The 24,795-nt window shown below is 46.9% G+C and carries 26 protein-coding genes; 9 read left to right on the forward strand and 17 right to left on the reverse strand.

Annotation, left to right across the window (positions count from 1 at the left end):
• The 9 genes from C7475_RS11360 to C7475_RS11405 all read right to left on the reverse strand — a co-directional run bounded on the left by C7475_RS11360 (position 1) and on the right by C7475_RS11405 (position 10,147).
• Positions 1-717: a sulfite exporter TauE/SafE family protein gene (locus C7475_RS11360; RefSeq protein WP_110053470.1), complete on the reverse strand. Its 717-nt coding sequence runs from the start codon at positions 715-717 to the stop codon at positions 1-3.
• 7 nt (positions 718-724) lie between these two features.
• Entirely contained in the window at positions 725-1,162 is a 438-nt protein-coding gene (locus C7475_RS11365; protein ID WP_110053471.1) for a FixH family protein, read from the reverse strand.
• A gap of 30 nt (positions 1,163-1,192) precedes the next feature.
• Positions 1,193-2,575: a cytochrome c oxidase accessory protein CcoG gene (ccoG, locus tag C7475_RS11370; RefSeq protein WP_110053472.1), complete on the reverse strand. Its 1,383-nt coding sequence runs from the start codon at positions 2,573-2,575 to the stop codon at positions 1,193-1,195.
• Positions 2,576-2,598: 23 nt separating this feature from the next.
• Positions 2,599-3,693, reverse strand: a complete 1,095-nt coding sequence (locus tag C7475_RS11375) for a cbb3-type cytochrome c oxidase N-terminal domain-containing protein (RefSeq protein WP_158286486.1) — start codon at positions 3,691-3,693, stop codon at positions 2,599-2,601.
• 40 nt (positions 3,694-3,733) lie between these two features.
• Complete coding sequence (locus C7475_RS11380) at positions 3,734-3,898, reverse strand: CcoQ/FixQ family Cbb3-type cytochrome c oxidase assembly chaperone (RefSeq protein ID WP_110053474.1); 165 nt, start codon at positions 3,896-3,898, stop codon at positions 3,734-3,736.
• 30 nt (positions 3,899-3,928) lie between these two features.
• Entirely contained in the window at positions 3,929-6,055 is a 2,127-nt protein-coding gene (gene ccoN / locus C7475_RS11385) for a cytochrome-c oxidase, cbb3-type subunit I (protein ID WP_110053475.1), read from the reverse strand.
• Between the two features lie 56 nt (positions 6,056-6,111).
• Complete coding sequence (ccoS, locus tag C7475_RS11390; RefSeq protein WP_110053476.1) at positions 6,112-6,324, reverse strand: cbb3-type cytochrome oxidase assembly protein CcoS; 213 nt, start codon at positions 6,322-6,324, stop codon at positions 6,112-6,114.
• Positions 6,325-6,410: 86 nt separating this feature from the next.
• Entirely contained in the window at positions 6,411-8,804 is a 2,394-nt protein-coding gene (locus tag C7475_RS11395; protein WP_110053477.1) for a heavy metal translocating P-type ATPase metal-binding domain-containing protein, read from the reverse strand.
• A gap of 662 nt (positions 8,805-9,466) precedes the next feature.
• Entirely contained in the window at positions 9,467-10,147 is a 681-nt protein-coding gene (locus C7475_RS11405; RefSeq protein WP_233259825.1) for a Crp/Fnr family transcriptional regulator, read from the reverse strand.
• A gap of 95 nt (positions 10,148-10,242) precedes the next feature.
• On the opposite strand from C7475_RS11405, the gene C7475_RS11410 reads away from it, so the two are divergent.
• The 7 genes from C7475_RS11410 to C7475_RS11440 all read left to right on the forward strand — a co-directional run bounded on the left by C7475_RS11410 (position 10,243) and on the right by C7475_RS11440 (position 15,997).
• Entirely contained in the window at positions 10,243-10,830 is a 588-nt protein-coding gene (locus C7475_RS11410) for a pseudouridine synthase (RefSeq protein ID WP_110053480.1), read from the forward strand.
• Positions 10,831-10,954: 124 nt separating this feature from the next.
• On the forward strand, positions 10,955-11,830 hold the full coding sequence (locus tag C7475_RS11415; RefSeq protein ID WP_110053481.1) for a YicC/YloC family endoribonuclease: 876 nt from the start codon (positions 10,955-10,957) through the stop codon (positions 11,828-11,830).
• Positions 11,831-11,878: 48 nt separating this feature from the next.
• Positions 11,879-12,385 (forward strand): gliding motility lipoprotein GldH, encoded by a 507-nt coding sequence (locus tag C7475_RS11420; protein WP_110053482.1) that lies wholly within the window; start codon positions 11,879-11,881, stop codon positions 12,383-12,385.
• Positions 12,366-13,385 carry a sensor histidine kinase KdpD gene (locus C7475_RS11425; RefSeq protein WP_110053483.1) on the forward strand — a complete coding sequence of 340 codons (1,020 nt, stop codon included), beginning with the start codon at positions 12,366-12,368 and terminating at the stop codon, positions 13,383-13,385. The genes C7475_RS11420 and C7475_RS11425 overlap by 20 nt, the downstream gene beginning before the upstream one ends.
• 23 nt (positions 13,386-13,408) lie before the next feature.
• Positions 13,409-14,116 (forward strand): response regulator transcription factor, encoded by a 708-nt coding sequence (locus C7475_RS11430; RefSeq protein ID WP_089829386.1) that lies wholly within the window; start codon positions 13,409-13,411, stop codon positions 14,114-14,116.
• A gap of 282 nt (positions 14,117-14,398) precedes the next feature.
• Entirely contained in the window at positions 14,399-15,112 is a 714-nt protein-coding gene (locus C7475_RS11435; RefSeq protein ID WP_110053484.1) for a sensor histidine kinase, read from the forward strand.
• Positions 15,113-15,244: 132 nt separating this feature from the next.
• Entirely contained in the window at positions 15,245-15,997 is a 753-nt protein-coding gene (locus tag C7475_RS11440; protein WP_110053485.1) for a LytTR family DNA-binding domain-containing protein, read from the forward strand.
• A 53-nt stretch (positions 15,998-16,050) separates the two neighbouring features.
• Here C7475_RS11440 and C7475_RS11445 read toward each other — a convergent pair whose 3' ends face one another.
• From C7475_RS11445 to C7475_RS11455, 3 genes are all read right to left on the reverse strand, one after another.
• A complete protein-coding gene (locus C7475_RS11445) occupies positions 16,051-16,812 on the reverse strand; it encodes an SH3 domain-containing protein (protein ID WP_110053486.1) in 762 nt (253 codons plus the stop codon).
• Positions 16,813-16,831: 19 nt separating this feature from the next.
• Positions 16,832-18,817, reverse strand: coding sequence for a BatD family protein (locus C7475_RS11450; RefSeq protein WP_110053487.1), 1,986 nt, complete (start codon positions 18,815-18,817; stop codon positions 16,832-16,834).
• Positions 18,818-18,927: 110 nt separating this feature from the next.
• Positions 18,928-19,632: an SDR family oxidoreductase gene (locus C7475_RS11455; protein WP_110054042.1), complete on the reverse strand. Its 705-nt coding sequence runs from the start codon at positions 19,630-19,632 to the stop codon at positions 18,928-18,930.
• A gap of 94 nt (positions 19,633-19,726) precedes the next feature.
• On the opposite strand from C7475_RS11455, the gene C7475_RS11460 reads away from it, so the two are divergent.
• Positions 19,727-20,425 (forward strand): YjjG family noncanonical pyrimidine nucleotidase, encoded by a 699-nt coding sequence (locus C7475_RS11460; protein WP_110053488.1) that lies wholly within the window; start codon positions 19,727-19,729, stop codon positions 20,423-20,425.
• An 82-nt stretch (positions 20,426-20,507) separates the two neighbouring features.
• Here the strand turns inward: C7475_RS11460 and C7475_RS32765 are convergent, their stop codons facing one another.
• The 5 genes from C7475_RS32765 to C7475_RS33265 are packed head-to-tail and all read right to left on the reverse strand — an operon-like array spanning position 20,508 to position 23,627.
• Positions 20,508-20,759, reverse strand: coding sequence for a hypothetical protein (locus C7475_RS32765; RefSeq protein WP_146217526.1), 252 nt, complete (start codon positions 20,757-20,759; stop codon positions 20,508-20,510).
• A 36-nt stretch (positions 20,760-20,795) separates the two neighbouring features.
• On the reverse strand, positions 20,796-21,449 hold the full coding sequence (locus C7475_RS11470) for a phosphatidylserine decarboxylase family protein (RefSeq protein WP_110053490.1): 654 nt from the start codon (positions 21,447-21,449) through the stop codon (positions 20,796-20,798).
• A 25-nt stretch (positions 21,450-21,474) separates the two neighbouring features.
• On the reverse strand, positions 21,475-22,362 hold the full coding sequence (locus C7475_RS11475) for a phosphatidate cytidylyltransferase (protein ID WP_110053491.1): 888 nt from the start codon (positions 22,360-22,362) through the stop codon (positions 21,475-21,477).
• A 47-nt stretch (positions 22,363-22,409) separates the two neighbouring features.
• Positions 22,410-22,631 (reverse strand): DUF2007 domain-containing protein, encoded by a 222-nt coding sequence (locus C7475_RS11480; protein WP_110053492.1) that lies wholly within the window; start codon positions 22,629-22,631, stop codon positions 22,410-22,412.
• Positions 22,632-22,661: 30 nt separating this feature from the next.
• On the reverse strand, positions 22,662-23,627 hold the full coding sequence (locus C7475_RS33265; protein WP_110053493.1) for a CPBP family intramembrane glutamic endopeptidase: 966 nt from the start codon (positions 23,625-23,627) through the stop codon (positions 22,662-22,664).
• 93 nt (positions 23,628-23,720) lie between these two features.
• Here C7475_RS33265 and dusB point away from each other — a divergent pair, with 93 nt between their 5' ends.
• The gene (dusB, locus tag C7475_RS11490) at positions 23,721-24,785 is read left to right on the forward strand and encodes a tRNA dihydrouridine synthase DusB (protein ID WP_110053494.1); all 1,065 of its coding nucleotides are present in this window, start codon (positions 23,721-23,723) and stop codon (positions 24,783-24,785) included.
• Positions 24,786-24,795 lie beyond the last annotated feature (10 nt).

Raw genomic sequence — 24,795 nt, forward strand, 5'->3', positions numbered from 1 at the left:
TCAGGATGGTTTAACACAGTGTTCAATAATTTTTTCTCCGGGTACTGTCAGTACAGGGCTGACATAAGGGATATTGAGATTCAACCCGCGTATGATCAGCAGAACAGCCATGATCGTTACAACAAAAGGTATACAGCGACGTAATCGGTTACGCAGGCTTAAACTGATAAGATCGTTGCACCAGGTAAGCGCGATCATGGCTGGCAGCGTGCCCGTTCCAAATGCCGCCATAAAGAGCGCTCCCTGAAAGGAACTGCCGGTAGCTACGGCTCCTGTTATGGCAAACCATACAAGCCCGCAGGGCAATAAGCCATTAAGGAAGCCGATAGCATACAAGGTATGTTGTTGCTGCCTGCGTAACAGGTGACCCAGCATTACCTTAATAGGGCGTGTATAAAAACGGATGTTGAGAGAGATGCGGGCACGTTGGAATCCGTATTGTAATACAATAAGCAGTAACATACCGCTTCCAAGTATAATTGACAGCCATTGCTGCAACCCACCCAGGTAAAATTGCCTGCCCAGCCATCCGGAGATGACTCCTAAACTTGCATAGGCTGTAACCCTTCCTGCATTATATAGCAGGATGCCTGCCTGCTTGCGTACACCTTCCAGGTGTTGCACAGGTAATGTAAGTGCAATAGGCCCACACATGCCGATACAGTGAAAGCTGCCAATAAAACCCAGCGAGAGTGCGTAGAGGAATGTAAGTAACATAGCCTGTTCAGTTAACCGTTACAAAGCTTTCCTGGTAGTACGACTTGCCTTTGGCTTCCCACTGCAACTTTACCCGGTAACTTCCCTTCCGGAATCTTTTCTTGTTCACCAGTATCAATCCGCTTTCATCTGGTTGAAGCGGCAGGGAAATGTCCTGTCGTGAGTCAGCGGCACGGTAGAACAACACATTGCCTTTTAATGGGATACCCTGCATTTCGGCCGGGAAAAGAATGCCTACGGCATTGTCTGACTGGTTGATGCTGACAGGTGTTGATAAGGATAGTGCTTCCCTTCTCCCGTCGATCACCTGTTGATATTTCAGCTCTTCCGCATAATAATCGGACGTAACCATGTCTATGCGTGTGCGCATACTTTTGGTTACCAGCGTAAGGATACCCGCTGCGAAAAGAACAAATACGATAATAATTTTATGACCCCAGTTCATGATTTGAAATATTTAATGATGTATGTGCAGCTACTGAGCAGGACCGAGAAAGGTGGTACCGATCGTGCCGGTCTTTTTATCGCCCGCGTACAGTGTGATATGCAAAGCGGTTTTACGTTTTTTAATAGCGGTGCGGGGCAATACGACGAAGAAGATGCCTTCTCCCTGCTGCTCGCCTTTTACGTCTATCTGCTGATGTCCCAGTAATTCTACTCTGCCCGGTGTATCTTCCAAACGCATATTGAGCCGGATGTCACTGGCCGTTTTGTTAACCAGTTTGATCTGGTAAAGATTGGAAATACTGTCAGCACCCCTTTCGTGGTACAACATGCCCGCAGTGCGGATGATGGTGCCGCTTACAGGCTCTCTGCTTATCAGCATCCAGGTAATAGCTGTAAGTAGTATCACAAGGATTGCACTGTACGATCTGAACCGCGTGGTGAAACGTAAAGGTTGTTTATTCGCTATACCATTTTCTGATGCATAGCGGATGAGATGAAGCGGGCGTCCTGTTTTTTCCATCATGAAATTGCAGGCGTCTATACAGGCAGTACAGTTTACACATTCCAGCTGTGTACCATTGCGGATGTCTATACCTGTCGGACAAACCTTCACGCATTGATGGCAATCAATGCAATCTCCCAGGTTATTGTCTGCCTGCTTTTTGAAATGCCCGCGGGGTTCTCCTCTTGTATAGTCGTATGCTACTACTACGGAATCTCTGTCCAGTAATACACCCTGAAGGCGGCCGTAAGGACATACAACTGTACATACCTGTTCTCTGAAGAATGCAAACACACCGTAAAACACGCCTGCAAAAATTACCATGGATGCGAGGCCTCCTGTATGTGCTGCAACAGGACCGGTTATTATTTCCAGTAAGCTGTCTAATCCGATAACGTAGGCAAGGAAGGTATTAGCAATCAGGAAAGACAGCACATAGAAGAGCACATGTTTGCCTGTCTTCTTCAGGATCTTTTCAGTATTCCATGAGTCACTGTTCAATACTTTCTGCGCTGCCGCATCTCCTTCTATCCAGTATTCTACTCTGCGGAACAGCATTTCCATGAAGATGGTCTGAGGGCATGCCCAGCCACAGAACAATCTGCCGAAGGCCATCGTAAATATTACAATGAAAACAATGAACGCCAGCATCGCCAGGCCGAAAATGAAGAAGTCCTGTGGCCAGAAGATAGCGCCGAACAGGATGAAACGTCCTTCTACAACATTGAACAAAAACAAAGGCCGGCCATTCAATTGAATGAATGGGCCGGCAAAAAACGCAAGGAAATAAAGGAAGCTTAGAATGCTCCTCGCGTTATAAAGTTTACCTTTCGGTTTCTGACTATAGATCCAGCTACGTTTTCCCTGTCTGTCAACAGTTGCCAGGCTGTCTCTGAATGTTTCTTCCATCACGAATACTTTTTAGATCTGGTCTATTCTTTTTCTAATGCACCTTGTGGTTCTTTCGGATCAGGCGGATTGGAACCATGGATGCTCTTAATATAGCTGGTCAGCATAGCCAGTTGTTTAGGCGAGAAATCGTCTTTCCACGATTTCATTCCCTTCTCCGGTACGCCGTATTTGATAGTAGTGAAGACCGCTTTAACCTGTCCGCCGTGCAACCAGTAGTCGTCCGTCAGATTAGGCCCTACTACTCCCTGCCCCTGTGCTCCGTGACATGGAGCACAGCTGGTAGAGAAGAGTTTTTGTCCACCGGCAATATCATCCGCAGCAGTCAGCAGGGTTACATTATTTTCATCGATGTTGTTTGCTGCATTTTTCAGATATTCTTCTTTTGCTTCTTTGGCATCCGCCTCTGCGATGGCCAGTTCTTCCAATTGTGAAGGGGCAGAGTGGGCTATCTGAAAACGCCAGATGTACACAAAGGCAAACACAATACTGCAGTAGAAACTCCATCTCCACCAGGGTGGCGTAGGATTGTTAAGTTCGCGGATCCCATCGTATTCGTGTCCCATATCTTCTTCTACTTCAGAAGCTGCATCCAGGGTCTTTGTTTTATTCAGTCGTTCAAACCAGTGTACAACCCGTTTGCCGGGAACGGCCATTTTCTTTTTACGTTCAATGCCCAGCAATACACGCAGTGTATACAACAAGGAAAAAATGATCAGGATCTCCAGTGAAACGACAGAGAGCATCAGGTATAAAGAAGTATCAGATAATCCACTGACGATATTGTGTACAACTGTTTGTTGCACAGGTGTTTCATCTTGCGCCAGCAGGCTGTTGGAAGAAAGTAGTCCTGCTACGAGCAGCACTATAGGAACAATCGTTTTGCGCTGACCGTTTTTAACCCTTTCCCTGTAGATGTCCATGGAACTGAGCACAGCGCTGCCCAGTATGGCAATGGCGATCAGCAGACCGGTGATAACTGCCATTAGTACGATAGCTACCGGATGCCCCAGTTCTGAAGGGGCAGCAGGCTTGTATTGCGCTGCTGCCGGTAAACTATCCGGGAGGCATAGGAAGAAAAGGACAAATCCTGTTATAGTGAATGATCTTTTGTTCATGATGTTGCGATTAGCGAATGATAAATTGAGCATGTGATGATCAGCAGTCATCCAGCGGGATGTTCCTGATGTGATCTATCATGCCTTTATCTGCCTTGAATGCCCATAAAGCTGCCAGCACAAAGAATACTGTGAAGATGCACAGAGAGGCCAGCGGGTAGATGCTTACACCTGTGATAGACTGCAGGTAATTGATGAATTTCATATCCCCTTAGATTTTTATAGATTGATCAGATTAGTTTTCGGCTGCTGCAACGGGATTTTTGATGTCGGCGCCCAGGCGTTGCAGATAAGCGATAAGGGCCACGATCTCCTTGTCTGGCGCTACATCCAGCTTGTCGTGCTTCAGTGCGACAGATATTTCCACCGCCTGTTTAGCCATATCTGCATTGGCCTGCTCCTCATATCCTTCGGGATATGGTACGCCTAACCTGCGCATTACCCTGATCATTGCAGGTGTTTTTGCTTTATTTATTTTATCATCAAACAACCATGGATACTGTGGCATTATAGAACCGGGCGACATAGACGTCGGGTCCAGCATGTGATTGTAGTGCCATGAGTGCGGATACTTCCCTCCCAGCCTGGCCAGGTCTGGCCCTGTTCTTTTAGACCCCCACTGGAACGGATGATCATAAACGAATTCACCTGCTTTGGAGTATTCACCGTATCGGGCCACCTCATCCCGGAACGGGCGGATCATCTGTGAGTGGCAGGTATAACAACCCTCTCGGATATACACATCACGGCCATGCAGTTCGAGTGGTGTATAAGGTTTTACACTCGTGATGGTAGGAATATTACTTCTTACCAGGAAGGTAGGGATCATTTCAAGCATGCCTCCTATACCTACTACGATAAGACTGAAAACGAACAGCTGTATAGGTCTGCGCTCTATCCAGTTATGCCAGTGTGTTTTACCATGTGTAAGGATCACCTTAGGCAGTGGCGCTGCTTCAGCCGGTTCATTTGCTACAAAAGAGCCACGGCGCACGGTTTTAGCTATGTTGACTATCATCAGTACCACACCGCTTACATATAGTAATCCGCCTAATCCGCGTAGTGCATACATCGGAACGATGGTATTAACTGTTTCCAGGAACTGGAACTTTAATTGTCCCTCCGGTGTGAACTGTTTCCACATCATGCTTTGAGTGAACGCCGCCCAGTATAAAGGAATAACATAGAAAACAATGCCCAGTGTGCCCAGCCAGAAGTGTGTATTGGCCCATTTGCGGGAGTATAGCTGTGTAGTGAAAATGCGGGGTATCAGCCAGTAAAGAATACCAAATGTCAGAAAACCGTTCCAGCCTAACGCGCCAACGTGTACGTGTGCGATGGTCCAGTCGGTGTAGTGACTGATGGCATTGACATTCTTCAGAGAAAGCATTGGTCCTTCGAAAGTCGCCATACCATAACAGGTCAGTGCTACCACAAAGAATTTAAGGATCGCATCTTCTCTTACGCGGTCCCACGCGCCACGGAGCGTAAGTAAACCGTTCAGCATTCCGCCCCAGGATGGAGCGATCAGCATGATAGAAAATACGGTACCGAGAGATTGTGCCCATTCAGGCAATGCGGTGTATAGCAAATGGTGCGGGCCTGCCCAGATGTAAATAAAGATCAGCGCCCAGAAGTGAATAATAGACCAGCGATAAGAATATACAGGCCTGTTGGCCGCCTTTGGCACGAAGTAATACATCAGGCCGAGGTAGGGAGTGGTCAGGAAGAAGGCCACTGCATTGTGTCCGTACCACCATTGTACCAGCGCATCCTGTACACCTGCATACCAGGAATAACTTTTCAGGAAAGATACCGGCATCTCGAAAGAGTTCACAATATGCAGCATGGCAATTGCCACCCAGGTACCGATATAAAACCAGATAGCCACATAGAGATGTGCTTCACGGCGACGAAGGATCGTGCCCAGCATGTTCGCACCAAAGGCAATCCAGATCAGTGTTATGGCGATATCAAAAGGCCATTCCAGTTCTGCATATTCCTTGCCGGTAGTACAGCCCATCAGGAGTGTAACAGCACCTCCGGCAATGATGGCCTGCCATCCCCAGAAATGTATTTTACTCAGTACATCGCTGAACATGCGTGTTTTACAGAGACGTTGCAATGAATAATAGACGCCCATGAAGATGCCGTTGCCAACAAATGCAAAGACAACTGCGTTGGTGTGTACAGGTCTTAGCCGGCCAAATGTTGTAGGTGCGTAACCCAGGTTAAGGTCGGGCAACACCAACGCCAGTGCGGCCCATAGCCCGGCTAACATACCGATCAGCCCCCAGCCGATACAGGCGTATGCAAACCATTTCACGGTACGGTTATCGTACGAAAACTTTTCGAGAGACATGTTTATTCAATTACGATTGATAAGAAATGAGTTGATAGTATATTGAGGATAGTATGTTATGGCTTGCAGATGCGTGATTTGCAGTTCTTATTGGTGCATGCATGACCTGATTTACAGGTAGTTTCAGGTGGTTTTACTTCGAATAGTATGCGATGTGCGGGAGAGAAATCATCTTCAAATTGTCCGTTCTTCACTGACCATATAAAAGCGGCGAGAAAGAAGATAGCCACCAACAGGCTGGCTCCGAGAAGTATCATGATCACACTCATAGTAATTGGGTTTATTTCCATGAACAAAGCTAGCCTGCGTCAGATGCGGATACGATGATGCTGCTCAATCACAATACTGATTGATATCAGGGTCTGTCCATCCATTCACTCAAACCATAAGTGAGTAGCACAATGCTGATGGAGCTTGCGGGCATGAGTATAGCCGCGGTTAACGGAGATAGGATGCCTTGTACGGCAAAGAATAATCCGATGAAATTATACAAAAGCGAAATGATGAAAGTGATCAGGATAATGCGCTTATTGTTTTTGCAGGTCCTGATAAAACGCGGCAACTGTGTTAGCTGTTCCGCTTCAAGGATGCCGTCACTGGCAGGTGTAAAATTGTTACTGTTTTCAGTCAGCGAGATACCTATGTCGCTTTGCTTTAATGCACCTGCATCATTAAGGCCATCACCGATCATGAGTACACGGTGACCTTGTTTTTGCAAGGATAGGATATAGCCTAATTTATCCGCAGGTTGTTGTGTAAAACGTAGTGTAGCTGAAGGTCCCATCAGTTTTTGCAGATAGTTTGATTCCGCGTCGTTATCGCCCGATAGTAATGACAGCGCATATTTTTTCTGCAGATGTTCCAGCAGTGTAGCAACCCCTTCCCTGTAGTGATGGCGGATGATGAAATAGCCGGTTTGTCGCCCGTCGATACTAACATATACGGTACTGCCGTCGGTACTGATCGTCTTCGTCGTTTCTGTAAATGCGGCATTCCCCAGTTGTATAAAATAATACTCTGCCCAGCCACTGATACCACTCGCCTGTACTGATCTGAAATTCCTTATTGGCAGATGATCATCTTTGCCACAGAACGCCACGATCATTTTACTTAGCGGATGTGTAGACTGTGCTGCTAACGATCCGATGGCACGTAGCTTTTCCATAGTAAGTGGCATACCGTGATAAGATATGCTGGCGGCAGCTTTGCCGGTTAACGTACCTGTTTTATCAAAGACGATATGATCAATATCAGCCAGCCTTTCTATAGCTGCCGCATTCCGCAGGTACAACCGGTGCCGGCTTAAGATGCGCAGGATATGCCCGTTGGTAAAAGTAGACGCAAGCAGTAATGCGCATGGGCAGGCAATGATCAGCACTGCTGTCACGGCCGGCCATATACGCGCCGGCTCGTGCGCCCACCAGTAAGTACCGGTAATAATAGCAATAGCCAGTACTACCCAGGTAAAGTAGCGGCTCAGCAGGTGGATAAAAGACGGCTGTTCTTCTTGCGGTGTGCGGAGCTCTTCCCTGTTCCAAAGGCTGGTCAGGTAACTTTGCGCTACCTCTTTGATACTAAGGATCTCAATATTTCCCTCCAGTTGCTTCCCGCCTGCATATACGATCTCTCCGGCTGTCTTGTGCACTGGCACTGCTTCTCCTGTTACGAAGCTATAATCGATAATGGCATTTCCTTTTACAAGGATGCCATCAGCAGGGATCAGTTCCTGGTGATGGATCAGTAAAGTATCGTTGATCCTGATATCGGGCAATGCTGTGGGTACTTCCTGGCCGTTCTTCAGTACGGAAACGGCAATAGGGAAATAGGCGGTATAATCGCGGTCGAACGAAAGTCCCTGGTAGGTTTTATCCTGCAGTACCCGGCCTATGAGCATGAAGAAAACGATACCCGTCATGGAATCAAAATACCCTGCGCCGCTGCCGGTGAATACGTCCGTCAGGCTACGGATAAACGTAACCATGATAGCCAGCACGATCGGAAGGTCAATGTTCAGAAAACCACTTTTGAGGCCGCCCCAGGCAGAGCGGAAGAATACCTGCGCGCTGTAAAAGAATACTGGTAGCGACAAGGAGAGGTTCAACCAGCGGAACACGTGGTTCATTTTTACATCAGCATATCCGTATTGGGAAAAATACTCCGGAAAACTGAGCAGCATGATATTGGCGAAACAAAAACCAGCTATTCCAAGCCGGTAGATCAGGTCTCTTTGTATCCGTGGTTTCTTTTGGCCCAGGTCCTTCAGACTGATATAGGGTTCATATCCGATACTGGTCAGGATTTCTGCAATATGCCTGAGAGAGGTTTCCTGTTGCCGGAATATGATCAGCGCTTCTTTTTTGGCGAAACTGACTGTTACCCGTTGTACGCCGCTATCCAGCCGGTGCAGGTTTTCGAGCAGCCAGAGGCAGGAACTGCAATGGATATGCGGGATATAGAAGGTGACATGGGTTTGTGTATCATCCTGGAAATGAATTAATTGCCGGTGGATCTTCTGGTCGTCCAGGAAGGAGAACTTGTCTTTCCTCACGGGTATCCGCTGGGCCTGCCCCGGATGGTTATTGAGAGTGTAATAATCGCAGAGATCATTCTCATTCAGCAGCTCATATACCAGTTTACATCCTTCACAGCAAAAGTGCTTGTTTCCCAGGAAGATCTTATGGTCCGGACAGTCTTCGCCGCAGTGAGTACAGCGTAATTGGGTACCGGGAGCGACGGAGATTGTAGCCATAACAGAGGATTTTTGCAAAACTACCGGCGGGGGCGACGGGTGACAATGATGGGGGTCAAAAGAAGAGCTGATCTTAGTCAGTTGAAGGTCCTATTGTAAGCCTACCTGGAACGGTCTGTATTTGTCCCTCATTTGGCGCTTACTTTAGAAGGGTCGTACAAGGCTTAACTTACGTTCATCCTACGTCTTTGAACGTAGGATGAACGTAAGTTAAGCCTTGTACGACCCTTCTAAAATCCGGTTCTAATGGGCGATCTCGTGAAGGAATACCACCAACAGATAGCATGAGAGGATTTTATAATGCATATCTGTGACTTTTGAAGACTCCCTGACCCCCGCATTATTGCGTCCTGCATACACGATTTTGCGTCTTGCATACACGATATTGCGTCCTGTATACATTGCCCGAAATGACGTAACAAAAAGGGGTAATATTGTGCCTGTAATCGCGATTGGCGGGGCTGCGCCCAGTGGTATTTTTCAGGCATACGAAGACGATGGCTTATTCACGCCGGGAGGATCAGGAGATGATCAAGAGACCAAGCAGAGACCAAGGGGTGGACCTAAAGAGAGAATGTACCCTACTACATTCGAACAGGCGTCGAAGAAGCGTCGAACAAGAGGCGGACTTGATATGAAGTAAAGGCGGACCTAAAACAGGATTAGTCCTGGAGATTGGCGGTGCGGGTCAGTTCTTCCGTATTCAGCAGGCGGATCTTCTTACCCTGGAGCTCGATCAGCCCATCTTTTTTGAATTCGGAGAGGAGGCGGATGGCCGATTCGGTGGCGGTACCGACCAGATTGGCTATTTCCTCACGGGAGAGGCGGACGTTGAGGGTGAAACCGTCCTGTTCCACGCCATAGGTTTCTTTGATGAAGAGCAGTGTTTCCGCCAGGCGTTCACGTACGGGTTTCTGGGCCAGGTGGGTGATCTTCATTTCTGCCTTTCTCAGCTCACTGGCAAGGATGCGCATCATTTCCAGGGAAAGGCTGGCATCTTTTTGCAGAACGCTCATGAAGAGATCTTTGGGAATAAAGCAGACGGAAGAGTCGTCCAGTGCAATGGCAGAAGCGGTGTAGCGTTCTGCACTGAGGAGCGCTTTATAACCTATAATGTCGCCGGGTTTAGCCAGACGAACGATCTGTTCGCGGCCATCATCGCCACAGTGTGACAATTTGATCTTACCGGTATTTACGCAGTAAATGCCAAAGGGATAAGCACCTTCCTGGAAGACGATCTGGCCTTTTTTGTATGTAGTACATACCTTGGCAGACTCAATCTCTTCCAGATTGCACTTCTCCGCTTTGAACAAAATTGATCCAAATCGGTCCTGGCAATTCATACACGAGGCATTATGGAAAGGCGTACACATAGTTTCAGACCGCAAAATTACTAATTTACAGCCAAAATAAACGCACGCTCCTTACTACTTCGGGTATGTCACTTAAATATTATATTATATATAAGCCTTTCCAGGTGTTGACCCGTTTCGGGCGGGAGGAAGGAAAGGCCAGCCTGGCGGACTTCTTTGACGTACCGACCGACGTTTATCCGGTAGGAAGACTTGATTATGACAGCGAGGGATTGCTCATCCTGACCAACGATAAATCATTGAATCACCGGCTGCTGGATCCCAAATTTGCCCATGAACGGGAATATTGGGTCCAGGTAGATGGGGCCGTTACGACCGAAGCGGTACAGCAACTTAAACAAGGCGTTAAGATTGCAGTGGACGGCAAAGAATATCAGACCAGGCGCTGTCATGCAGCGTTGTTTGAAACGGAACCGGTGGTGCCGGAACGTAATCCGCCTATCCGTTTCCGTAAGCTGATCCCTGCTCCCTGGATAAGGTTAGTGCTAAATGAGGGTAAAAACAGGCAGGTAAGGAAGATGACAGCAGCAGTGGGTTTTCCTACGTTGAGACTTATACGTTACCGGATAGGCCGTATTACAGTAGAAGGGCTGGAACCAGGACAGATGCGGGAAATGGGGCAAAAAGAGGTCTACGATATGCTGTTCAGGTAAGGGCTGCGGAGGCGCCCGGACGTGATTCCTGGCAGCTTATATGATACCCTGCTGTTGTTTGCTTGCACCTATTCTTTGTGCTTTGGGCTAATTTAGGTAGGTTTGTTGCCTACAAATCTCTATTATGCTGAAATCAATGACCGGCTTTGGAAGGGCGGAAAATACCAGAGGCGAGACTACAATAGTAGTTGAAGTAAAATCGCTCAATGGTAAGCAATTTGAGGTAAACCTGAAGATTTCCCCGTTGTTAAAGCCTTATGAGTTTGACATCCGTAACCAGCTGCAGCAGACCCTCCTGCGTGGTACACTGGATGCAACAGTAAATATAAGGCAGAACGGAGCTACCCGTCCGGTGGTCATTAATACGGATCTGGCGAAGTATTATCATAGCTCTATCACAACGCTGGCTACAGAGCTGAACCTTCCGCAGGAAGATATGCTGAATGTGCTGATGAAGTTGCCGGAAGTGGTGACCCCTGCTACAGAGCAGATGACCGAAGAAGAATGGCACGAGGTGGAAAAAGTGATCCAGCTGGCCGTGGCTGACCTGGACGCGCATCGCCTGGACGAGGGCCAGATGCTGTCGGCTGATCTGCTGTTACGTATTGAGAATATCGAATCCTATTGCATAAAAGTGCGTGAACTGGACCCGTTGAGAAAAGACAGGGTTCGTCAGCGACTGGAAGGCTTACTGGCGGAACATGTGGGGAAAGAAAACGTGGATGAGAACCGCCTGGAGCAGGAACTGATCTTCTATCTGGAAAAGCTTGATATCTCTGAAGAACTGGTAAGGCTGGAAAACCACTGCCGTTATTTCAAGGAGATCCTGGCGGAAGCTGATCCTGCCAAAGGAAAGAAACTCGGCTTCGTACTGCAGGAAGTAGGACGTGAGATCAATACCACCGGTTCCAAAGCCAATGATGCGAGTATCCAGCAATGGGTAGTACTCATGAAAGATGAACTGGAAAAGGCGAAAGAACAGGTATTGAACGTACTGTAAAGAATCCCGGACATCGTTCCTCAGATATAAAACGTATTTCGATAAAGTATGAATAGACTCTGCCGGATTATCATGGTCGCAGGCTTGTTGTTTACAGCAGCCTGTCAGCCACTGAAGATGGACACCTATGAAAGAAACCTGGATATTCCGGGGCATGAATGGTCCTATGCTTACAAACCTGTCTTTGAGGTTACCGTGCAGCCTCAGGATACGGCGTACCTTTACAATATATATGTAAACGTAAGGCATAAAGACTCCTACCCTTTCAGTAATATATGGTTACAGGTACATACGCAGTTTCCGGGCGAAAAACCGGTGGCACAGCGGGTAGAGTTACCGTTGGCAGATAATACCGGCAGATGGCTTGGTAGCGGTCTTGATGATATATATGAGCACAAGATCCCCATCCAGCAAAAGGCCATCCTGAATAAGCCGGGCACATACAAATTTACTTTTGAACAAAACATGCGGCAAAATCCGTTGCCGGATATAATGAATGTAGGCCTGCGGATTGAGAAAGCCGGGTTACGAAACAATGAAAAAGTTATTCCGTAAAATGGAAGGACGGGGTGGAATCCACTTCGTATACCTTTTTGTACTGGCATATACCATCCTTGCATTGGTGTGGTGGGGCGTGTTGCTGTTCAACCAGAGCGAGCAGATCACCCGTTTTGAGGTCCAGAACCTGGTACTCCGGACTGACAGTATAGCACATCCCATTGAATTTCACCAGGAATTACAACGTATAGAAGCCACCGAAGAGAGACGTTCTGTCATGTTTTTCGGTGAAGGACTTATATTTCTGGCTATTATATTGTTGGGCGGTTTCTTTGTTTACCGCTCTATCTGGAAGCAAATGCGCTTATCCCAGCAGCAACAAAACTTTATGATGGCGGTCACGCATGAATTAAAATCGCCTATCGCGGCTGCAAAACTTAACCTGGAAACGCTTCGCAAACACAGGCTGGATGAGGAAAAGCGGTTAAAGCTGCTGGACAATACCATCAGGGAAACAAACCGGCTGGACCAGCTTTGCAACAACATTCTGCTGGCTTCCCAGATGGAAGGGCAACGTTACCAGCTGTTCCGGGAAGACATAGACTTCTCTTCCCTCCTGGAAACAGGCATCAGGGAAATGCAGTCACGCATTACGACACATACGATACAGGCACATATTTTGCCTGATGTGTGGGTCAACGGAGATAAGTTCATGTTGCAGATCTTACTAAGTAACCTGGTTGAAAATGCTGTTAAATATGCACCGAAGCATACGGTGATCAACGTATCACTGGCCGAATGTAATGGCAGCACACTAAAACTGAAGGTGACCGACGAGGGGCCTGGTATCCCGGCAGATGAACGGGAAAGGATCTTCCTGAAGTTTTATCGTATAGGCAATGAAAATACGCGTAAAGCAAAAGGGTCGGGACTTGGGCTGTTCCTCAGCAGAAAGATCGTACAGCAGCATGGAGGCACGATTGTCGTGAAAGATAACGTTCCTGCGGGCGCCAGTTTTGAGATAACCTGGCCCGTATATTCCATTCAAAGTGTGTAAATTAGTGATAGCAATTATTAATTATGAAGGAAGCTACTAAAGCATCCATACTACTGGTAGAGGACGAAGAAAACCTTCAGGAAGCCTTAAAACTGAACCTGGAGCTGGAGGGATATGAAGTAACGGCTGTAGATAATGGCACCGCAGCTTTAAAGGCGGTAAAGAACGAATATTTTGACCTGATCATCCTGGATATTATGTTGCCGGAAATGGACGGTATTGCTGTCTGTGAAAACATCCGTATCCAGAATAATGAAGTGCCTATCCTGTTCCTCAGTGCAAAGAACAGCAGCGCCGACCGCGTGCTGGGCCTGAAGAAAGGCGGGGACGATTATATGACGAAGCCTTTCAACCTGGAGGAACTGCTGCTACGGGTAGAAAAACTGATCGTCAAAAATAAACGCATACAGGATAAGGACAGTGTATCTACCGTATATCATTTCGGTAATAATGAGATCGACTTTGCCGCGCAGGAGTGTATTGGTAAAGACGGAAAACACTATGAGCTGAGCAAGAAGGAAACGATGCTCTTGAAACTGCTCATTGAAAATAAGGGAGAAGTAGTGACCCGTGAAAAGATCCTGCAGGTGGTTTGGGGTTACAATGTATACCCGACAACACGTACTATTGACAATTTCATTCTGAACTTCCGTAAATATTTTGAAGAAGACAGCCGGAATTCCCGGTACTTCCACTCTGTAAGGGGTGTAGGATATAAGTTTACCGAATAGCCATTGATACCGTTTACCCTTTGTTTTCCCCCGGTTGTTCTGCAAATGCTGCCTTGTAGTAATTGCCTCTTTCCCGGCAACCAGATTTGACGGATATTTAGCACCAGCCTTGATTACGATAGTAAATATCGTGTTATCAGGATTGTACGACTTTGTGAGGTACTTATAATTTGTATCCTTTCGTAAACCTTTAAAATTTTGGTTTTTTGCTCTAACATACTCATCGCAGTAGGTTGGCCGTACTGGGTGTTTTTTCTGTTGAGTTTGACCACGATCTGCTGCGTGTTTTATATACGTGAGAAGCATATTAGACAGGCTTCAACAAAAGAGATAAGCAGGCTTCAGCAACTGGTACACCTGGAAATGCATGCATTTCAGGCGCAGATGGACCCTCATTTTATCTTTAATAGCCTGAACGCTATACACCACTACATTCTCACTACCAGTACGGATCTTGCCTCCCTCTACCTGACGCGCTTCGCACGCCTGATGCGTCTTATTATCCGCAATTGCAATAAGGAGTGGGTTAACCTGGAAGAAGACATTGAAGCGCTGGAATTATATCTGCAACTGGAACAACTTCGTTTCGGACCGCAGTTTGATTATGAACTGGACATTGCGCCCGATGTATTTCAACAGGTGACATTTATACCTCCACTGATCGTTCAGCCCTACATCCAGGAGGCTATCTGGCGCCGAATACTATTACGGCCGGCAAAGACCGGCGGCTGTCTGCGCATCCGGATCAGCCGTGAAAATGAAATGGTCTCTGTCAGGATCGAAGATAATGGCATCCGCCAGATACTGTCTGCAGAAGACTCTCTCCTCTCACAAGGTATTACCATAGCCGCAGCCAGGCTACAGGCCATAAATGAACGATATAATATGCGTGCGGGTATCTCCGAACAGGAACTTTATAATGAAATGCAACAACCTAGAGGTCATCTTGTTATTATCAATATGCAGCAGATAGCTACCAGAGAAGTGGTAATGTAAGACATAAAAACCGCATCTGCCTAAAATAAACTTTCACATCTTTACATTAAATATTGTATATTATATTGACTCTCACCTATGCTTTCTTATGCTGACCGAGGGAGAGTCTTTGGGGACAAGAACTAAAAGAACATGCGCACCATTATCGTGGATGATGAAAAACTCAGCCGAAGTGTTTTGAAACTTCTGCTTGAGAAACATTGCCCTGCAGTTAACATAGTGGCTATTTGCGCTGATGGGATCTCTGCATTGGAGGCAATAGAGAAATATCAACCTGATCTTCTTTTCCTGGATGTGGAAATGCCGGGATTGAATGGATTTGAAGTGCTGCGTGCCTGCAAGGACGCTTCGTTTTCCATTATTGTAACTACTTCTTACGACCATTATGCGCTGGACGCCATTCGCCATAATGCGCTGGATTACCTGTTGAAGCCGATCATTCGCGAAGACCTGGTGGAAGCCGTTGAAAAGGCCATGCAGCGAAAACGGCAAAAAGAACAATCGGGCGAAAAGACCGATTCCCTTATGGAATTCCTGCACCAGCACCTGTATCCGGGAGAAAGACTGGCGTTGCCTAGTCCGGAAGGACTGAGAATGCTATTGGTCAAGGATATCCTGTATTGTGTGGCAGATGGGGAAAGTACGATTATTCATCTGGTAAATACAACTGTGAAACCATCAGTATGCCGTTCTCTGAAAGAGGTGGAAGGCTTGCTTAAGAATAAAGGGTTCTTCAGGGTACATCACAGTTACCTGGTCAACCTAAACTATATGGACAGATATATAAAAGGGGATGGTGGGGATATTATTATGAGCGACGGAAGTTGTATACCTGTATCCCGTCAGCGTAAGCAGGAGTTTATGGAACGGATAGAAAAGCTTTAAGCCGCAAACTACAGGCTTCAGGAATTGCCCGTAGCCTGTAGTTTGCAGCTTGTCTACAACCTCCTGATCTCTCCACAAGCCAGCCAGCCGGTCTTGCCATCCGGCAGCGATATTTTACAGTATTCCTGTGTAGCGTCAGTCACCTGCACTTTTACACCTTCATGCAGCTCGAACATATCTTTACTCTCCTGGTCAGGAGCTGATTTTACCTTTACTACACTGCCCATGATAATGCCTTCGCTGTGCGTATTGGCAAGCACGTAAGTGCTGATGCCCATGGTCAGGTAGAGAATGAAAAGCAATGAAGCCACGGCTGTGCCCCACCGCAATAATACCGGTTTGAATGAAGGCACGATGAGCATGGCAATGAAGCCAGCTATCAGCAGCCAGAAGAAAATAATAGCGCCCGTAGCCCATCCGTTAGGGCTATGGAAATGTGTTAACTGTAACCACCACTGTTGAAAGAAAAGCAGCGGCAGATCGTTTACATAGCCCTCTACCCTTTGATTTGCAACGGCGAGATTGTGCGTAGCTGATTTATTAAAAGGGTCCTCCCCGAGGGCCTTCTCATAATTATAGATCGCGAGGCCGGTTTTATTAGCCCTATACCAGGCATTTCCCGCATTAACGAGCAATTGCGGCTGACTATAACCCTGGTCGATCAATTGCTGATAAATACCGGCAGCTTCACTGTATTGTTTCTGTTTGTAAAGCTGATTGGCCTTTTCGAACTGTTGCTGCTGATCAGGAGCTGCGCTTAAAACGTTGCATACCAGCAGTAAAAGGGCACAGATAGCTGTTAATGTTTTTTTCATCCGTTATAATTAGCTGGGTTTACACGACACTTTTAGCACGTAACAATTCATCTTCAAGGTGGCTGATCACGGCTACGGCCTGCTGATAGGTGCCCTGCATTTTATCATTGTTATGCATCGGCGTATACAGTGCCATTTCGCAATCATCAAGCAGATCAAAGAGTTGGGTGCTATATTGAACGCTTACCTGTTGCTGTGCCAGTTTATCCTGTATGAGTTGTTTACTGAGATCGGCAAACGGAATATGCAGTTTATTACTGAGATATCCCCATACTGCACGGGAAGTTTCCTCGTAGAATGCTTTGTCTTTTCCTTCCTTCAGATAACGTGCCGCCAGTTCCAGGCGTTTCAATGCTACCTTATTGGCAAAACGATGTTTGAGGAATGCCGCGTTATTCTGCTGATAGTTCCTTTTGCGACGGTATATCAGGGCCGCTACCAGTAAAAGGACGGGAAGCAGCAGGAGCACATAGAATAAAGGGCTTACCAGCAGGAACCTGCCTTGTTTTACCCAGTTCAGTACCCCGTTATAATTGGATGTAATGGTATTCCTGTTTACGCTGAAATCTTCCTTATCCCGTTTGGTCTGTTTGCCGGGAGTGACATGAACAGTGAACGGTTGTGAACGGATCGATTTGTAGCTATTGGAAGCCACATCGAAGTAAGAGAATTCTACCGCAGGAATTGTCTGATCGCCAGCTTCAAGCGGCATCAGTGCATATTCAAACTGACGTGAGCCGGACAGCGGGTTACTGTTCTTCTCGATATTGTCAGTCACTTTAGGATCGTATTTTTCAAAACCGGCAGGGATATCCACTTTCGGGCCATTCAACAGATTCACATTTCCCTGGCCGGACACCACTACCTTCAGTGTGAGCGCGTCATCCGTACTAAGTGTTTGTTTGTCGATGGATGCAGTCATGTTGAACTTACCGACTGCCCCTGTGAAACTTACCGGGCGATTATCCACCGGAAGCGGCTTAACGGTTACCCTTAACGGAGCTGTCTGGACTTTGTAAGGAACATCTTCGTAGGTCACTTCCGGACGATTGAAAAAGTCGTCAAAGAAAGGATCATCGAAGGGATCTTTAAAGCCAGGATCATTGAAGACGTCCGCGAAAGGATCGCGTGCCTTTCTGTTATTGTTGTTCTTCACCAGTTTGACCAGCTTCACATGGTTATCCACTTCTACAGGGTCAAGTTCCAGGGTGCCTGATTGTAATGGGAACAGCAGGGTCTTACGAATGGTGAACACCTTAAAATGCATGCCATTCACCGTTTCTTCAGTCGCCTGCGGTGGGTTTGGCAATTCAATGTCTTTTGCAGAAAACCCTTTGAATGCCGGCACCTTCGTCACACTGGAGTTAGTCGGAAGGCGGGTATACAGTTTATAAGTAGCTGTCAATTGTTCGCCCTCATAAAGAGAGGTCTTATCCACATCTACTTTAACAAAGATATTCTTACGCAGTTTGGCGTTGACATCTTCTCCGTTCCTGAGTACTCCTTCCATTTCATCCTGCTGCTGTTGCTGGCGCTGCGACCTGGAAGGAGGAAAACCGCTTTGCGGCGAGGCCTGTTGAGGGGATTGCTGATAACCGCTGCGGTTAGCCTTTACAACCTCTATGGTTACAGGATTGGAACGTACTACGTTACCATTTGAACGGGCACTGGCGCCGGGAATGGTAAAGTTACCCACTCTCTTTGGCTGAATTACATAGATCACAGCTATGTATTCAGAGCGTCTGCCATTCATGATAGACTGGCCTTGCATCTGGGAGGGCCCTTGCAGCACCTCAAAATCATTGAGGGTCGGGGGCGTAAAGCTCGTTACATTGGGAGCATTTTCCAGCATGAACTGTATCTGGAACGGTTCGTCCAGCGCTACCTTGTTATTACTAACCGAGGTAGTGAACCTGAATTCCTGTGCCTGCAGGCATGAGAATGCGCCCAGGCAGAAGAACAGGGATAATACAAACTTCCTTATACTAACAGTAGTGACATTCATAATGCAAAACAAATTTAGCCAAAGCCAGCCCTGTTGGTGCTGAATACCCAGTTAAAAGTTAGTTAAAAAAATAATCAATATAATGTTGGAAGTGCTTGCTGGTAAAGGGTTTATGCTATGTCGCCCAGCATTGGCCGCATGATAACTTCCTCCACAACGGCCTGTTTTGAAAGGGTATATGCCCCCCATATCAGGTCTGCCACGTCTTCAGGGTTCATCATTCTGTCGGGAGGGGCCTCAAAGCCATCCCAGGAAGCCGTCCATGTCGGCCCGGGACTAAGGGAGGTCACTTTTACATTATGAGGCTTCAATTCCTCCCGCAGGTTCCGGGAAAAACCGAGCAAAGCAAACTTTGTGATGCTATAGGCGCCCCCGTTCGGATATGAGGTATAACTGGCAGTAGAGCACATATTAAAAATATGACCTTTCCGGTTTGCCTTCATATCAGGCAGTAACTGCCGGGTAAGGTGATATGCACTGTAAACGTTAATTGACATGAGGTTTTCCAGTAATCCGTCTTCCTGGTCGGTCATGCCCCCGGGGATGAATAAACCAGCGTTGTTTACAAGTATGTCTATGGCGCCGAAGGCAGCCTTTACCTGTTCTGCAAATGCCAGTACTGCTGTTTTCTGGCCCATATCTGTAGGGATGGCAAGTACTTTAACGGAGGGGTTGATGGCCTGGATATCTGCCGCCGTCTTCTCCAGGTGAGCTGCGTTGCGGGCGCAGATGGCTACGTTAAATCCTTCTCTGGCCAGCTTCTCCGCGATGGCTTTTCCTATTCCTTTACTGGCTCCGGTAATTACTGCGTTCATATTACTACTTAGATTAAAGAACATGGAAAATAGTAAAAAATGTGCTTCCCAGCCTAATGAGTATCTTTGCAGTTGATTAAGGATTGTTGGCAAAATGAAATACAAGCATATATTTTTCGATCTGGACCACACATTATGGGATTTTGAAACCAATGCCAGCCTGGTCCTGGAGCAGCTGTATCACGCACATAACCTGGAAAGCCGTGGAGTACCCACTTTTAAGGAATTTCACAATACGTACATGGTGTATAACGAGAAGCTGTGGGACCGTTTCCGTAAAGGATTTATCACCCGGAATGATCTTCGCACCAAACGTTTCCGCCTGACGCTGCTTGATTTTAAGATCGGTGATGAGAAGTTGTGTGAAGCACTGGGCACTCAGTTCCTGGAAGAATTGCCTACGCAAACAGCCTTGTTCCCACATGCCAAAGAAGTGCTGGAGTACCTGGCGGCGAAGAATTATCCGCTGCATATGATCACTAATGGATTTGAAGAGGTACAGTTACGTAAGATGAGAAGTTCCGGCATCGATCACTTTTTCACACATGTGATCACTTCAGAGTCTGCCGGTAGCCTGAAACCCTACAAGGAGATCTTTGATTATGCCGTCCTTAAAGCCAACGCTACGGCAGATAGCAGTATCATGATCGGAGATGCTTTGGATATTGACATTCTCGGCGCCTTTAATGCGGGAATAGACCAGGTGTATTTCAATCCTTTGGTACCAGCAAACGGGGATTTAAAGCCTACCTTTGTTATCAATAGTCTGCATGAATTGAAACAGATCCTGTAGTACAGGACCTGTGTAAAAATAAGAAAGTCCATTTTTCATCAGTGATTGATGAGAAATGGACTTTCTGCTATTTTGTACTGATCTATTTTCCTGATGGTTTAGTTGCAGGAGCTGGCTGGGCAGGTTTAGCCGGTTTAGCTGCTGCTGTGCGCAGTGCAGCTGTTTTGCTGGGTTGTTTGCAGCAGGCATTACCTTTCGCAGCCTGGTCTTTTTTACAGCATGCAGCAGTGGTAGCCGACTTCTTGCAACAGGAAGCTTCTTTTGTCTTTTCCTGGGCAAAGGTTGCTCCGGCAAAAAATAATATAGCGGATGTTGCGATGATCAGTTTTTTCATGAAAGCTGTTTTATGCTGTTAAATATAACCAATTAGTTAGATAGTAGCGATCACTGTTTGACCTCCTCTCACTACCTGTTCCAGTTGAACGTTCACCTGAGTGCCTACAGGGAGGTAGATATCTACTCTGGAACCGAATTTAATAAAACCCAGTTCCTCATTCTGTACTACCTGCATACCAGGTTTCAGATAGTTCACGATACGACGTGCCAGTGCACCGGCGATCTGCCTTACGAGGATGTCTGTTTTTCCGTTACCGATCACTACTGTATGGCGCTCGTTTTCTGTAGAAGATTTCGGATGCCATGCAACGAGGTACTTACCAGCATGATATTGGGACAATTTTACCTGTCCGCTGATAGGGTTCCTGTTCACGTGTACGTTGGCAGGGCTCATAAAGATCGACACCTGGAGGCGTTTGTCTTTAAAATACTCAGGTTCATAGGTTTCTTCGATCACTACTACTTTACCGTCGCAAGGGGCAATTACCAGGGATTCGTCCAATTTCATTTCCCTGGCAGGGATACGGAAGAAGGAAATGATAAACAGGAACAAAACCACGGAAAAGGTTGCCACAGACTTCCAGAGAAGCGGCATATGTCCAAAAAAGTAGATTAAGGCGCCGTTCAGCAGGGCCAGAACAGCAAAAGTCAGTAAAATGGTAGCTAATCCTTCTCTGTGGATCTTCATTGTTGTTGTGTTATTTGGTGCGAAGTTAATTCATTGCAAAGAAATGTACATATAACCAGGCAAAAGGCGCTGCCAGTAAGAGGGAATCAAAGCGGTCCATGAATCCTCCGTGGCCGGGCATAATATTGCCGGAATCTTTTACACCGGCCATACGCTTCAGTTTTGACTCGATGAGATCGCCTGCGGTACCGAAAGTGGCGGCTATACCGGCCAGTACCAGCCAATGTTGCAGGGAAAGGTACGTGCTGCCCCAGAAATGACCATATACGCCGGCAGCAGCTACCGCCAGGATCATCCCTCCTACTGTACCCTCGATGGTCTTTTTAGGAGAAATAGCGGGTGCAAATGGGGTACGTCCTATCAGGGAACCTACTATATAAGCCATGGTATCATTGATCCAGATAAAAGCGATCAGCAGTAAAGGGATCAGCCATCCGGGGCCGGTGCCCACAGTTGTGTCGGTGAAATGGATGGTATCGTAATTCAGGCAGAGGTGTACCAGCAAACCCAGGGAAAGGGTGATATATGCCAGTCCCAATGCGGAGTAGCCCATGTTCTTCAGGGAGAAGTCTTTACTGAGCAGGATTTCACCGATGGGCATGATCAGCAGGAAGATGATCGTCAACCACCAGCCCAGGAAACCCAGGGAGAGGTTAGCGGAAGACGAAAAGTGCTCTCCCGTAAAAGCCATGATCAAAGCCGAACTGGCCACCAGCAAGCCGGTTTTGTGCCAGCCGGAAATGTTATTGTAGTCAGGATCAATATGGCGGATGAGCTTAAAATACTCCTGCAGCGCAAAGAAGTTGATCAGGAAAAAGAGCAAAAAGAAAGTGAACGGACTATATAGGATCCCGCCGAGCATCACGGCCACAAAAACAAGGGCTGTAGCTGTGCGGGTAAAGAAAGTTTTCATGCTGAAAGGTCAATTGTTTTTAAATATGTGTTAAACGAAGGCAGTTGTTAGGCAAGTCCCTCCGGATTTTGTGCCAGTAATTGTCTGGCATCGGCCTCCTGGGAATTATGCACAAACAGTTCCACCATGCCGGGCAATGCCACCAGGTATGAGGAATCCTGCCTGTTAATGAGCACTACATTGATCCCGTTCTCTTCCAGCATTCCCTTGATGATCTCAGCACGGAACAGTTGGTTAGTATAATAAATTTTCACCCAGTCTTTTTCCATAATACTCTGTTTGTTAGGGCTAAAGTACGATTACTTCCCGATTGATTCAATATTGTCGTTAAAGTCGTCACGGTGGTCATGTTCTTTTTCACCGGGCATGGTTTGTTTGTCAAAGAGCCAGATGGCGCCAATGGTCAATGCGAGGCTGATAGCTGCTATATACCATTGGGTAGGGCTGTCGGACATCGGATCTGTTTTGATCATTTTTGCCTGGTAAAGATAGACCAGGAACACCTGCAGGCCATTGTTCAGGAAATGACCCAGGATTGACAACCAGAGGTTACCACTCAGGTAAAAGATGGCGCCCAGGAGAAAACCTAACAGCAGGCGGGGAATGAAGTCCATCCATTGCATATGAATAGCGCTGAAGCATATGGCTGCGATGAATACCCCCAGCCATGGCATAGCGGGCATCATTTTGATATAAAGACGTTGTACAACACCCCTGAAAAAGAATTCTTCTGCGATGGCAGGGAGGATAGCGATAAGCACCAGGTTAAAGAGGAGGCTGGAGATATCGGGCATATTGAGTAATATCCGGGTAAGGGCGGCCGTTTGTTCCTCCATTTTCCTGAGTTCGGGCGGGAAGGGCCAGGTATGATTCCAGTCGCCGGTATAACTAACGAAGGGAATAGCTACGGTCATAATTAAAAAAGCCAATATGATAGGCAGGAAGCGGGGTTTTTGATCTATTCTTAACCAGTTCCCAGGGCGATTATCCACCAAAAAGGCAAAAAATATGGGAGGCAGTAAATAAACTACCAAAGTGTATAAAAATTGCGTTAATTTCAGATAGCCGAGAACTTTAGGGGATACGGGACGAAGCACATCTTCAGCAGTAGACAGCTCACTTTGGAGTGTAGTCAAGGAGTAACCGCTGATCAGCGGGAATACGAACGCCAGGAAAAACACGTACAAGATTATAAATATCAGAAATAAGCCAACAAATGCTGCGAATTGTAAAGCTGGCGGATATTGCTTCAAACGGCCTGTCATAGATTAAATTTGCGTAAATTTACACTGTGAAATCGAGTTGACAATTGCTTTCCGGATTTACCGGAGAAGGAGGTCGGCCTTACAAATGATAAAATGGTAAAGATTGGCAATATAGAATTGGGCAATTTTCCGCTATTGCTCGCTCCAATGGAGGATGTTAGTGACCCGCCTTTTCGTGCGGTGTGTAAAGAGAACGGTGCGGACCTGATGTATACAGAGTTCATTTCTTCGGAGGGACTTATACGTGATGCGATCAAGAGCCGGCAGAAGCTGGATATATTTGATTATGAGCGCCCTGTGGGCATTCAGATATTCGGAGGGGACGAAGAACCAATGGCGATGGCTGCCCAGATAGTGGAAGCCACTAACCCCGATCTCCTGGACATCAACTATGGCTGTCCGGTGAAAAAAGTGGTTTGTAAAGGGGCCGGTTCTGGTATTCTGAAAGATATTCCCAAAATGGTTAAACTGACAGCGGCCGTAGTAAAAGCGACCCGTTTGCCGGTAACCGTAAAAACCCGCCTGGGTTGGGACGATGATACGAAAAACATTGAGGAAGTGGCCGAACGCCTGCAGGATGTAGGCATCCAGGCGCTGACCATCCATGGACGTACACGTACGCAGATGTATAAGGGACATGCCGACTGGACACTGATCGGAAAGGTCAAGAACAATCCGCGTATTCATATACCTATATTCGGTAACGGGGACATATGTACCCCGGAACAGGCTATAGCGGCCCGTCAGAAATATGGGGTGGACGGCGTTATGATAGGACGTGCCGCGATCGGATATCCGTGGATCTTCAATGAAATAAAACATTTTATGAAAACGGGTGAACATTTGGCTCCCCCATCTGTTTTGGAACGGGTGGAAGTGTGTAAAAAGCACCTGCGGCATTCAGTAGAGTGGAAAGGACATATTGTGGGAATACTTGAAATGCGAAGACACTATACCAATTACCTGAAAGGGTTACCTCATATCAAAGAATTCAGGCAACAATTAGTAACTTGCAGTACATTGGCAGCTGTAGAAGAAGTGTTAGATTCGATAGCATTGCATTACAAAGATCATATAATTGAAAGGACATCCCCCCTTACTGACCAAAGCCTACTGCCAGCAAAAAATGAAGTAGCAGATTGTAACGTTTACGGATAAACCCCAGGTT

Origin of the sequence: Chitinophaga sp. S165, assembly GCF_003182155.1 — a bacterium.
In the GTDB taxonomy this organism is placed as follows: Bacteria; Bacteroidota; Bacteroidia; order Chitinophagales; family Chitinophagaceae; genus Chitinophaga.